We start from the raw sequence: 11,039 nt of genomic DNA, 5'->3' as shown, positions 1-11,039 counted from the left end.
CCGGGCCTCAAGCGCCGGCGGGGCCGAATTCGGCCGGGGCGGGCACGCGCAGCACCAGCCGGGCGCCTCCGGCGGGCGCCGGGAGCGCACGGACCTCACCGCCGTGCGCCCGCGCGATCTCCCGGGCGATGGCCAGCCCCAGGCCGGTGCCGCCACCGGCGCGGCCCCGGTCCGCGTCCAGCCGTACGAACCGCTCGAAGACCCGGTCCCGGTCGGCCTCCGGGATGCCCGGTCCGTCGTCCGTGACCTCCAGCAGCGCCCAGCCGTCCTCGGCCGAGGCCCGGACCACGACCCCGGTACGGGCGTACCGCAGGGCGTTGTCCACCAGGTTGGCCAGCGCCCGCTCCAGCCGCGCCGGATCCCCGGCGGTCGGTACGGGAGCCCGCGCGTCCAGCCGTAGCGGAACCCGGGTCCCGGGGCGCCGCGCCGCGTCCTCGGCGGCCAGCAGCGCGAGGTCCACCGGCTCGGTGCGCGGCGCGGGCCCGCCGTCGAGGCGGGCCAGCAGGAGCAGATCGGCCGCGATCGCCTGCAGCCGCTCGGTATCGGCCAGCGCGGCCGCCACCGACTCCCGGTCGGGGTCCCGCAACGCCACCTCCAGCCGGGACCGGACGGCCGCGAGGGGGTTGCGCAGCTCGTGCGAGGCGTCGGCGGTGAACTGCCGCTGCCGGGCGTCGCCGCGCTCCAGCCGGTCGAGCGTGTCGTTGACCGTCCGGGCCAGCTGCGCGATCTCGTCGGCGCCGCCCGGGTCGGGGACCCGCCGGTCCAGCTCGCTCCCGGTGACCGCCGCCAGCCCGGTGCGGATCGCGGTGACCGGGCGCAGCGCGTGGCCCGTCACCCACCAGGCCAGGGCCGCCGCGAAGACGATCAGCGGGGGCGCGCCGGCCAGCAGGCCGAGCGCGACGGCCCGGTTGGCGTCGTCCACGTCTCCGAGCACGGTCGCGGCGTAGACGGTGTGCGGGTCGTGTGCCCCCGGCGGGCCGGGTGCGTTCACGGCGACCACCACGCGCCGCTGTGCGCCGGGGCGCGCGGGCGGCAGGACGGCCGACCGCACGTCCTGGCCGGGGGCGGGGCTCAGCTCCGTGACCTCCGGGGTGTCCTTCAGGTCCCCGCTGGTGGCCACGACCGCGCCGGCCCCGTTCCGCACGAGGACCAGGTCGACCCCGCCCTCGGGCGCGGGCAGCCGGCCCCCGGGCGGCAGGCTCCCGGTGTCGTACTGGGCGGCGACCTTGCGGGCGGCGAGCTCGGTGCGGCCGGTGGTGTTCTCGATGAGGTTGGCGCGCAGCAGGGCGTAGAGCCACAGCCCGCCGGCGGCCAGGACGGCGGCCATCGCGAGGGCGGCGGCCGCGGCGGCGCGGGAGCGGAGGCTGCCGAGGCGGCGGGGCCGGGGCTTCGACCGCGGCTCAGCCACCGTCCGGGGCCATCCGGTAGCCGGTGCCGTGCACGGTGAGGATCGAGCGGCGGCCGAAGGGGGCGTCGATCTTCCGGCGGAGCGAGGAGACGTAGACCTCGACGATGTTCGGGTCGATGCCGTGCGGGGTGTCCCAGACCTCGTCGAGGATGTCCTGCTTGGCGACGGCCAGGCCGGGCTGCTCCATCAGGCAGCCCAGGACGCCGAGCTCGCGGGCGGTCAGCTCGATCTCGTGCGTGCCGCGGCGGCAGCGGCGGCCGCGGGGATCCAGGACCAGGTCGCCGGCCTGCAGGACGCCGGTCCGGGCGGTGTCGCCGGCGGTGGCGCGGCGGGTGAGGGCGCGGAGCCTGGCGGCGAGGACGACGAAGGAGAACGGCTTCGTCAGATAGTCGTCCGCACCCGAGTCCAGGCCCTCGGCCTCGTCGTACTCGCCGTCCTTGGCGGTCAGCATCAGCACCGGGGTGGCGACGCCGTGGGACCGCATCCGGGTGCAGATCTCGTAGCCCGAGAGGCCGGGGAGCATCAGGTCGAGGAGGACCACGTCGTACGGGCCTCCGGTGAGGGCCAGGTCCAGGCCGTGGTGGCCGTCGTGGGCCAGATCGACCCAGTGGCCGTCGGCGGAGAGGCCGCGCCGCAGTGAATCGGCGAGGCTGACTTCGTCTTCGACGACCAGGATCCGCATGCCCCAAGCCTCACATACCGGGCTTTCCTCCCTTGACGCGCCGCTCGCGCGGTGCGCTCCTGGCGGGCCTCACCGGCTTCGCGCCTCCGTCCGGAGGCGGCCCGTCGGTGTTGGCCGCCGCCCGGCGTGGGGCCCGGTGGGCGGGTGCGGCTGGGTCGGCCCTGCGGGGCGAAGTCCCCGACCCGCCCTTCCACCGTTCCCAGGGCCGGCCCTGCCCCGGTCCTCAAACGCCGGACGGGCTACAAGCGGGGCCCCGGGCTGCGCCCGGACCCCTGGGGCTCCGCCCCAGACCCCGGTCCTCAAACGCCGGACGGCTGAATTGGCGCAGCCCGGTCCGGAAGGAGTCCCCAAGCTGCGCCCAGCCCCCTGGGGCTCCGCCCCAGACCCCGCGCCTCAAACGCCGGCGAGGCTGAATTCGGCGGCCCGGGTCGGGGACGGGGGCGGGGTGGGGTGTCGGCCTGGACGTAGAGCGTGATTTGTGGCGCTGGTGCATGTCGCGCCCTGTCGGAGTTGAGGAGGGGGCGCCTAAATCATGCAGTCCAGGCCGACACCCCACCCCGACCCCGGCACCGACCCACCCCGCGCAGCCAGGCAGACGCCGACCACACCCCAGCCCCGCCGGCGTTTGAGGCGCAGGGGCCCGGGGACTGGTCCCCGGGAACGGCGCCGCACGAGGGGCGGATCCAGGCGGCCCCGGCTGCGAAACCAGCGGCGCGTATTGGCACTCCGCTTGACCGAGTGCTAATCCCCGGAATAGTCTCGCGTCTGGCACTCACCCCTGGCGAGTGCCAACACAGCGACAGGCAGATCCGGCACCCGCGACGACGGATCGACCTGGTCGCCACCTCAGACAATTAACCCCGGATCTCCGAAGCGGAAGGTCAGATCGTGACGACCACCAGCTCCAAGGTTGCCATCAAGCCGCTCGAGGACCGCATTGTGGTCCAGCCGCTCGACGCCGAGCAGACCACGGCCTCTGGCCTGGTCATCCCGGACACCGCGAAGGAGAAGCCCCAGGAGGGCGTCGTCCTCGCCGTGGGTCCGGGTCGCTTCGAGGACGGCCAGCGTCTCCCGCTGGACGTCACCGTCGGCGACGTCGTCCTGTACTCCAAGTACGGCGGCACCGAAGTGAAGTACAACGGCGAGGAGTACCTCGTCCTCTCGGCCCGCGACGTGCTCGCGATCGTCGAGAAGTAATCACTTCTGCAGTTTTGCTTTGAGCTACGCCCCTGGTCACCCCTGCTGATGCCGGGCGGCGAGGGGCGTAGTTCGTGTCTGACAGGCGGTCGCGGTGAGCGGCCGGGGATAGCAACGAGAGGGCTGAACCGCTCCCATGCCGAAGATTCTCAAGTTTGACGAGGACGCCCGTCGCGCCCTTGAGCGTGGCGTCAACAAGCTTGCCGACACCGTGAAGGTGACGATCGGTCCCAAGGGCCGCAACGTCGTCATCGACAAGAAGTTCGGCGCTCCGACCATCACGAACGACGGCGTCACCATCGCCCGTGAGGTCGAGCTCGACGACCCGTACGAGAACCTTGGCGCGCAGCTCGTCAAGGAGGTCGCGACCAAGACCAACGACGTCGCGGGTGACGGCACCACCACCGCCACCGTCCTGGCGCAGGCGCTGGTCCGCGAGGGTCTGCGCAACGTCGCCGCGGGTGCTTCCCCGGCCGCCCTGAAGAAGGGCATCGACGCCGCGGTCAAGGCCGTCTCCGACGAGCTCCTGGCGACCGCCCGTCCGATCGAGGACAAGTCCGACATCGCTGCCGTGGCCGCGCTCTCCGCGCAGGACCAGCAGGTCGGTGACCTCATCGCCGAGGCGATGGACAAGGTCGGCAAGGACGGTGTCATCACCGTCGAGGAGTCCAACGCCTTCGGCCTGGAGCTGGAGTTCACCGAGGGCATGGCCTTCGACAAGGGCTACCTGTCCCCGTACATGGTCTCCGACCAGGAGCGTATGGAGGCCATCCTCGATGACCCGTACATCCTGATCAACCAGGGCAAGATCTCCTCGATCCAGGACCTCCTGCCGCTGCTGGAGAAGGTCATCCAGGCCGGCGCCTCCAAGCCGCTCCTGATCATCGCCGAGGACGTCGAGGGCGAGGCGCTCTCCACCCTCGTCGTCAACAAGATCCGTGGCACCTTCAACGCCGTCGCCGTCAAGGCGCCCGGCTTCGGTGACCGCCGCAAGGCGATGCTGCAGGACATGGCCACCCTCACCGGTGCCACCGTCATCGCCGAGGAGGTCGGCCTCAAGCTCGACCAGGCCGGTCTGGACGTACTGGGCTCCGCCCGCCGCGTCACGATCTCCAAGGACAACACCACCATCGTCGACGGTGGCGGCTCCTCCGACGAGGTCCTCGGCCGCGTCAACCAGATCAAGGCCGAGATCGAGTCGACCGACTCGGACTGGGACCGCGAGAAGCTGCAGGAGCGCCTGGCGAAGCTCGCCGGCGGCGTCTGCGTCATCAAGGTCGGCGCCGCCACCGAGGTGGAGCTCAAGGAGAAGAAGCACCGTCTCGAGGACGCCATCTCGGCGACCCGCGCCGCGGTCGAGGAGGGCATCGTCTCCGGCGGTGGCTCCGCTCTCGTCCACGCCGTGAAGGTGCTGGAAGGCAACCTCGGCCTGTCGGGCGACGAGGCCACCGGTGTCGCGGTCGTGCGCCGCGCCGCCGTCGAGCCGCTGCGCTGGATCGCGGAGAACGCCGGCCTCGAGGGCTACGTCATCACCGCGAAGGTCGCCGAGCTCGAAAAGGGCCAGGGCTTCAACGCCGCCACCGGCGAGTACGGCGACCTGGTCAAGGCCGGCGTCATCGACCCGGTCAAGGTCACCCGCTCCGCGCTGGAGAACGCCGCTTCCATCGCGTCGCTGCTGCTCACGACCGAGACCCTGGTCGTCGAGAAGCCGGCCGAGGACGAGGGCGACGCCGGTCACGGCCACGGTGGCCACGGCCACAGCCACTGACCTCGTCAGTAAGCACGGGTAAACACGGCAAAGCCCCGGTCACCGCTGCCAAGCGGTGGTGACCGGGGCTTTCCCGTCTGCTTCTCCGTCTGCTATCCGGGCATCATGCCCATCTGGCGCATCAGCCCCGGTGCGTCGTAGTACCACCAGTCCTCGGCGATCTGGCCGTTCTCGATCCGGCAGGTCGTACAACCCGACATGGTGAATTCCTTGCCCGTCGGCGCGACCCCCATGAACTCGCCCTTGTGGGTGCCCTTCCAGTCCCACAGGGTGGTGACGCAGTCGCCTTCGGCGATCTGGCGCGTCATGTCGAAGGTCATGTCGAAGGCGCCCCGCCACATGCCGACGGTCTTGCGGATGCCCTCGCGCCCGTTGCCCTCTCCGGCGCTCTCCATGATGTCGTGAGTGACGTAGTCGGCCGCGATGCATTCTTCGATGGCGTCGAAGTTGCCCTTGCCCACGACCTCTTCGAGGAAGCGGTTCACGACGAGCTTGTTGAGGTACTCGTCGCGGACCACGTCGAGGTTCATGAACTTCGGCATTCCGTCGCAGAGCGCCACCATCTCCTGGAACATCCGGTCGGTTTCCGGGAGTTGAGAGTTCCTCATGGCCTCTTCGTACGAGGGGAATTCGACGAGGTCCACGTAGTGGGTCTTGGAGTCGCGGTCCTTGCCGATGAGGGTGTGGGTGACCGTGCGCTTGCCGGCGGTCTGCTCGGCATAGCGGTCGATGAGACTGTTCATCTCGTCGAAGCGCTTGGTCTCGTAGTCGATCACTTGTACGAATGTCATCGCGTCGCCTCCCGCGCTGGATGGGACACATCCAGTCTAGGGAGATTTCACCCATATGCCGCGTTTACTCACAGGTCACCACGGGCGGGGCTACTGCGGCCCGTACTTGCGCCCGGTGCGCGAGGACATCCCGCCCAGCAGCCCGCGAGGGGTCAGCTTCACCACGCCCATCAGCGCCTTGTACCGCGGGTCCGGGATCGACACCGTCTTGCCCCGGGCCAGATCGGCCAGCGCCGCCGCCACCAGCTTGTCGGCGTCGAGCCACATCCAGCCCGGGATGTTGTCCGTGCCCATGCCGGCCCGCTCGTGGAACTCGGTCCGTACGAAGCCCGGGCACAGCGCCATCAGCCGTACGCCCGAGCCGGTCAGGTCCTTGGCCGCGCCCTGGGTGAACTGCACGACCCAGGCCTTGCTCGCCCCGTAGGTGCCGCGCGGCAGGAAGGCGGCCACCGAGGCCACGTTGATCACGCCGCCGCGCCCGCGCGAGCGCATCGGCTCCACGGCCGCCGAGGTCAGCCGCAGCACGGCCTCGATGTGGACCTTCAGCATGGTCAGCTCGTCGGCCATGGAGACTTCCAGGTAGCGGCCCTTGTTGCCGAAGCCCGCGTTGTTCACCAGCAGGTCGACCGGGTGCTTGGGGTCGGCGAGGCGCTCCTCGACCGCCGCGATGCCCTCCTCGGTGGAGAGGTCGGCGGCCAGCACCTCCGCTTCGATCCCGTGCCGGTCGTGCAGCTCGGTGGCCTGCTCGCCGAGCCGCTTCGTGTCCCGGGCCACCAGGACGAGGTTGTGCCCCTGGGCGGCGAGCCGCCGGGCGAAGGCGGCGCCGATGCCCGCCGTGGATCCCGTAATCAACGCAGTCGTCATAGGCGCAACCTAGTCGCCCGGCTTCCCGTACTTCTCCACGTGGGCCAGCGCCTTGTCCCGGGCCTCCGGCTCCAGCGCGTCACCCGCCGCCAGCGTGCGCGGCAGCAGCTCCCGCTCGGTGGTGAAGGCGCGGAACCAGAACTCCACCGTCACCTCGTGGTCAGGGCGGTGCACGACCTCGATGGTGTCGCCGGGGGAGACCGAGCCCTCCCGCAGGACCCGCAGGTAGGCGCCCGGCCGGGCCTCCTGCGTGAACCGCTTGACCCAGGCCTTCTCGCCGAGCATCCCCTGGAAGGTCCGGCACGGGATGCGGGCCGAGGCCACTTCCAGGAGCAGGTCGGGGCCGACCCGCCAGCGCTCGCCGAGCAGCGCGCCGTTCACGTCGAGGCCGGAGGTGGTGAAGTTCTCGCCGAAGATCCCGCCGGGCAGTTCACGGCCGAGCTCGGCCTCCCACCACTCCAGGTCCTCGCGGGCGTACGCGTACACGGCCTGGTGGTCGCCGCCGTGATGGCGCAGATGGCAGACGTCGTCCCCCTCCACCCCGCTCGCGCCGACACCCTTGGGGCCGGGCGCGAAGACGCGTACGGGGCCCGGCGCCGGAACCTTGCCGTGACCGGTGAGCCCGTCCGGGGCGTCGGTGTGGTCGACGGCCGTCGCGCGGCCGAGGTTCACGGAGATCAGATGCATGGAGCCACGCTAGCCGAACCGCCCCAAAGCAGCCGGGCATTATTCGCACCGAGATCAAAGCACCCCTTATGCTCGGAGGGTGATCGAGGCACGCCATCTCCGAGTTCTGCGCGCTGTCGCCGGAACCGGGTCCTTCTCCGCCGCCGCCCGCGAGCTCGGCTGCACCCAGCCGGCCGTCTCCCAGCAGATGAAGGCGCTGGAGCAGTCCGCCGGCACCCCGCTGCTGATCCGCACCGGGCGCGAAATGCGGCTCACCCAGGCCGGTGAGGCGCTGGTCCGGCATGCCGCCGGGATCCTCGCCGGGCTGACCGCCGCCGAGGAGGAGGTCGCGGCCATCGCCGGGCTGCGCGCCGGCCGGGTCCGGCTGGTCTCCTTCCCCAGCGGAAGCTCCACGCTGGTGCCGACCGCGCTCGCGGCGATGCGCGCCGAGCATCCGGGGACCCGGATCTCGCTGGTCGAGGCGGAACCGCCGCGCTCGGTGGAGATGCTGCGCGAGGGCGACTGCGACCTCGCGCTGGCCTTCCGCTACGGCGGGGCCTCCGGATCGGCGTCCGAGTGGGAGGACCTCGTGGTCCGGCCGCTGCTGACCGACCGGCTCGTCGGACTGGTGCCCGAGGGGCACCGGCTCGCGGGTGCGGAGCGGGTGGGCATGGCGGAGCTGGCCGACGAGCCCTGGATCGCGGGCTGCCCGCGCTGCCGCCGCCATCTGGTGGAGGTGTGCGAGGCCGTCGGCTTCACCCCGCGCATCGACTTCGCCACCGACGACTACCCGGCCGTGGTCGGCCTGGTCGGGGCCGGGCTCGGGGTCGCGGTGCTGCCGGAGCTCGCGGTGGAGTCCGTACGGGCCAAGGGCGTGAGCACGCTCGTCGTGGAACCGGCCGTCGAGCGGGAGGTCGTCGCGCTGACCCTGCCCGACCTGGCCAGGGTCCCGGCGGTGGCCGCGACCCTGGACCAGCTGGAGCGGGCCGCCCGGCGCTGAGGGCCCGGCGCCCGGGCCGGCGCCGACCGTCCGCCGATGGGCCGGATGGCCGGACAGTCGGCGGCGGCCGACCGTCAGCGGCGGACCGTCGGCCCCGGACCACCCGCGCCGGACGGAGGCCGCCACGCGAAGGACCGTACGGCGGTACGGCCGGTCGGGTGGCAGCCCGGTCCGGTACGGGACGCGCCCGTGCGTGCCGGTGCCGCGTCTTCCGGTGCTGCGTCTTCCGATGATTCGAAGAAACGTTCCTTCGGTCGTTTCGTGTGAAGCCCGCTCAGTGCGGAGCGATCGGCGTGCTCGGTCCGATCGCGCTCGTCGCCGGGATCAGGCGATGGCGTGCGCGGCCCATCAGTTCTTCGCGTTCATCCTCGGTGAGGCCACCCCACACCCCGTAGGGCTCACGGACGGCGAGTGCGTGCGCGGCGCATTCAGAACGCACCGGGCATCGCATGCAGACCTCTTTAGCCGAGGTCTCGCGCGCGCTCCTGGCCGCGCCCCGCTCGCCTTCCGGGTGGAAGAAGAGGGAGCTGTCGACCCCGCGGCAGGCAGCCAGCAGCTGCCAGTCCCAGAGGTCGGCGTTCGGTCCGGGGAGGCGGGAGAAATCTGCCATTGGTAGTCCTCTTGGTGCCGGTACTGAGGCGGATACGGTCCATGTCTCCACACCTACTGTCGTAGTAGATGTAAATATGACTCATTGGGAATCTAGCCTCAGACATGCGCCAAACGGAAGGAAAGCCGCCAAATAGGGCATACCGTCATCTGGAGGACACGCGGCGAGTGGCACCTGCCTTGTGTTCGCTTCCTCACGTAGAGTGCCGAAGGTGTCCGTCCGACCCGTAACTCTTTCGAGTGACCATCGTTGAGAGTGCGAAGGCGGTTGAACCAAGAAGTTCTCGGACAGGTGTCCGGGGGCATCGACCGCACAGGTGACGATACGTACCAGCCTGGAGGCTCAAGGTGACGCGCATCAGCAGCTGCGGAGGGCGGTCATGACATCCGTCCTCGTCTGCGACGACTCCCCGCTTGCCCGAGAGGCGCTCCGTCGCGCGGTTGCCACCGTGCCCGGCGTCGAGCGTGTGACGACGGCTGCCAACGGCGAGGAAGTCCTCCGCCGCTGGGGTGCCGACCGTTCCGACCTGATTCTGATGGATGTACGGATGCCCGGGCTCGGCGGTGTGGAGACGGTTCGCCGGCTGCTCTCGGCCGATCCCGGCGCCCGCATCATCATGCTGACGGTCGCCGAGGACCTGGACGGCGTGGCCCTCGCGGTCGCCGCCGGCGCCCGGGGCTATCTGCACAAGGACGCCTCGCGCGCCGAACTGCGGGCCACGGTCACCCAGGCCCTCGCCGACCCGACCTGGAGGCTGGCCCCGCGCCGGCTCCGCTCGGCCGAGATGGGCGCCGCGCCCACGCTCACCGCGCGCGAGATCCAGGTGCTGGAGGGCATGAGCCACGGCCGGTCCAACGCGGAGATCGGGCGCGAGCTCTTCCTCTCCGAGGACACGGTCAAGACGCACGCCCGCCGGCTGTTCAAGAAGCTGGGCGCGTCCGACCGTGCGCACGCCGTGGCGCTCGGGTTCCGCTGGGGCCTGGTCCGCTGACCGCAGGGCCGCCGGCCCTCACCGGCCGGCGGTGCTTCGGGCGGGTCGGCCCGCCCGGCTCCCCGGATCCCGCGGTCCCGACCGCCCTCCGGAATCTCCCGCCGTCCGATCCGCCGCACCCGGGTGCGCACCGGGGATTGACGGTGCACAATCCGGGGGACGTGTCGCTTCGGGCGCGATGCCGCATGCTTGAGGGTGTGGCGCATCCTGGAGATGTCGCCGCGGGGACGATTCGGCCGAGCGGGAGGGGAGGGGCCAGAGCATGAGTTCCGGTGCACCCACCCCGCACAACCCGTCGACGCATAACGCTTCGACGTACAACACGGGCCGCGGTGCCGCGAATACCCCGGCACCAAGGCACCATGGATTGATGCGCGACGACGAGGCCCCGGGGTCACCCGCGACCACAGGCGGCGGCGGCGCCTCCCGCAACAGCGGCGACGGTACCGTCAGCGCGCTCGTACGCCGTGCGGTGGAAGGCGACGAGCAGGCCACGCACGATCTGCTCGCCTTCGTGCACCCCCTCGCCATCCGCTACTGCCGCTCCCGCCTGTCCCGCCTTCCGGGTGACGCTCGTCACTTCGTGGAGGACCTGGCGCAGGAGGTCTGCGTCGCCGTCCTGATGGCACTGCCGCGCTACCGCGACACCGGGCGCCCCTTCGAGGCCTTCGTCTTCGCCATCGCCGCGCACAAGGTCGCCGATCTCCAGCGGGCCGCCATGCGCCATCCGGGCAGTACGGCCGTGCCCTCCGACGAGATGCCGGAACGGCCCGACGACTCCCTCGGCCCCGAAGAGCGCGCCCTGCTGAGCAGTGACGCCGCCTGGGCCAAGAAGCTGCTCGCCAACCTGCCGGAGAACCAGCGCGAGCTCCTCGTCCTGCGCGTGGCCGTCGGACTGACCGCCGAAGAGACCGGGCAGATGCTCGGAATGTCCCCCGGGGCGGTGCGCGTCGCCCAGCACCGGGCGCTGAGCCGGCTCCGTGCGCTCGCCGAGCAGTAGGCCGTACGGGTTTTTTCCCGTAGGAAGATACGAACCTTGGCATCGATCTTCGTCGTGGAATG

General features: G+C 71.3%; 11 protein-coding genes. 5 read left to right on the top strand and 6 right to left on the bottom strand.

Going from position 1 to position 11,039, the window contains the following annotated elements; genetic code table 11:
• Nucleotides 1–7: 7 nt before the first annotated feature.
• Both OG276_RS14065 and OG276_RS14060 read right to left on the bottom strand, forming a co-directional pair.
• Nucleotides 8–1,408, bottom strand: a complete 1,401-nt coding sequence (locus tag OG276_RS14065) for a HAMP domain-containing sensor histidine kinase (protein ID WP_266905401.1) — start codon at nt 1,406–1,408, stop codon at nt 8–10.
• Nucleotides 1,401–2,090, bottom strand: a complete 690-nt coding sequence (locus OG276_RS14060) for a response regulator transcription factor (protein ID WP_266905399.1) — start codon at nt 2,088–2,090, stop codon at nt 1,401–1,403. Before OG276_RS14060 ends, OG276_RS14065 begins: the two co-directional genes overlap by 8 nt.
• A gap of 888 nt (nt 2,091–2,978) precedes the next feature.
• Here OG276_RS14060 and groES point away from each other — a divergent pair.
• Both groES and groL read left to right on the top strand, forming a co-directional pair.
• Nucleotides 2,979–3,287 (top strand): co-chaperone GroES, encoded by a 309-nt coding sequence (groES, locus tag OG276_RS14055; RefSeq protein ID WP_008739621.1) that lies wholly within the window; start codon nt 2,979–2,981, stop codon nt 3,285–3,287.
• Between the two features lie 136 nt (nt 3,288–3,423).
• Complete coding sequence (gene groL, locus OG276_RS14050; protein WP_266905397.1) at nt 3,424–5,055, top strand: chaperonin GroEL; 1,632 nt, start codon at nt 3,424–3,426, stop codon at nt 5,053–5,055.
• A gap of 92 nt (nt 5,056–5,147) precedes the next feature.
• Here groL and OG276_RS14045 read toward each other — a convergent pair whose 3' ends face one another.
• From OG276_RS14045 to OG276_RS14035, 3 genes are all read right to left on the bottom strand, one after another.
• Nucleotides 5,148–5,846: an ester cyclase gene (locus OG276_RS14045; RefSeq protein ID WP_266905395.1), complete on the bottom strand. Its 699-nt coding sequence runs from the start codon at nt 5,844–5,846 to the stop codon at nt 5,148–5,150.
• Nucleotides 5,847–5,936: 90 nt separating this feature from the next.
• Nucleotides 5,937–6,710, bottom strand: coding sequence for an SDR family oxidoreductase (locus OG276_RS14040; protein WP_266905393.1), 774 nt, complete (start codon nt 6,708–6,710; stop codon nt 5,937–5,939).
• A 9-nt stretch (nt 6,711–6,719) separates the two neighbouring features.
• A complete protein-coding gene (locus OG276_RS14035; protein WP_266905391.1) occupies nt 6,720–7,397 on the bottom strand; it encodes an MOSC domain-containing protein in 678 nt (225 codons plus the stop codon).
• 79 nt (nt 7,398–7,476) lie between these two features.
• Between OG276_RS14035 and OG276_RS14030 the strand changes: the two genes are divergently transcribed.
• On the top strand, nt 7,477–8,376 hold the full coding sequence (locus tag OG276_RS14030; RefSeq protein ID WP_266905389.1) for a LysR family transcriptional regulator: 900 nt from the start codon (nt 7,477–7,479) through the stop codon (nt 8,374–8,376).
• 274 nt (nt 8,377–8,650) lie between these two features.
• Here the strand turns inward: OG276_RS14030 and OG276_RS14025 are convergent, their stop codons facing one another.
• Nucleotides 8,651–8,986 carry a WhiB family transcriptional regulator gene (locus OG276_RS14025; RefSeq protein WP_266905387.1) on the bottom strand — a complete coding sequence of 112 codons (336 nt, stop codon included), beginning with the start codon at nt 8,984–8,986 and terminating at the stop codon, nt 8,651–8,653.
• A gap of 379 nt (nt 8,987–9,365) precedes the next feature.
• Here OG276_RS14025 and OG276_RS14020 point away from each other — a divergent pair, with 379 nt between their 5' ends.
• Both OG276_RS14020 and OG276_RS14015 read left to right on the top strand, forming a co-directional pair.
• Entirely contained in the window at nt 9,366–9,977 is a 612-nt protein-coding gene (locus OG276_RS14020) for a response regulator transcription factor (RefSeq protein WP_003948568.1), read from the top strand.
• Nucleotides 9,978–10,347: 370 nt separating this feature from the next.
• Nucleotides 10,348–10,977 (top strand): sigma-70 family RNA polymerase sigma factor, encoded by a 630-nt coding sequence (locus OG276_RS14015; protein ID WP_266880655.1) that lies wholly within the window; start codon nt 10,348–10,350, stop codon nt 10,975–10,977.
• Nucleotides 10,978–11,039 lie beyond the last annotated feature (62 nt).

Source organism: Streptomyces sp. NBC_00086 (assembly GCF_026343255.1).
Classification (GTDB): domain Bacteria; phylum Actinomycetota; class Actinomycetes; order Streptomycetales; family Streptomycetaceae; genus Streptomyces.
The sequence above is the reverse complement of the archived record's forward strand: the minus strand, read 5'-3'. Positions and strand labels throughout refer to the sequence as shown.

Bases quoted from the DNA above. Each gene is read 5' to 3' on its own strand.
- OG276_RS14040 (WP_266905393.1), bottom strand. From the start codon at position 6,710: ATGACGACTGCGTTGATTACGGGATCCACGGCGGGCATCGGCGCCGCC.
- OG276_RS14015 (WP_266880655.1), top strand. From the start codon at position 10,348: ATGCGCGACGACGAGGCCCCGGGGTCACCCGCGACCACAGGCGGCGGC.
- OG276_RS14025 (WP_266905387.1), bottom strand. From the start codon at position 8,986: ATGGCAGATTTCTCCCGCCTCCCCGGACCGAACGCCGACCTCTGGGAC.
- OG276_RS14035 (WP_266905391.1), bottom strand. From the start codon at position 7,397: ATGCATCTGATCTCCGTGAACCTCGGCCGCGCGACGGCCGTCGACCAC.
- groL (WP_266905397.1), top strand. From the start codon at position 3,424: ATGCCGAAGATTCTCAAGTTTGACGAGGACGCCCGTCGCGCCCTTGAG.
- OG276_RS14020 (WP_003948568.1), top strand. From the start codon at position 9,366: ATGACATCCGTCCTCGTCTGCGACGACTCCCCGCTTGCCCGAGAGGCG.
- OG276_RS14060 (WP_266905399.1), bottom strand. From the start codon at position 2,090: ATGCGGATCCTGGTCGTCGAAGACGAAGTCAGCCTCGCCGATTCACTG.
- OG276_RS14045 (WP_266905395.1), bottom strand. From the start codon at position 5,846: ATGACATTCGTACAAGTGATCGACTACGAGACCAAGCGCTTCGACGAG.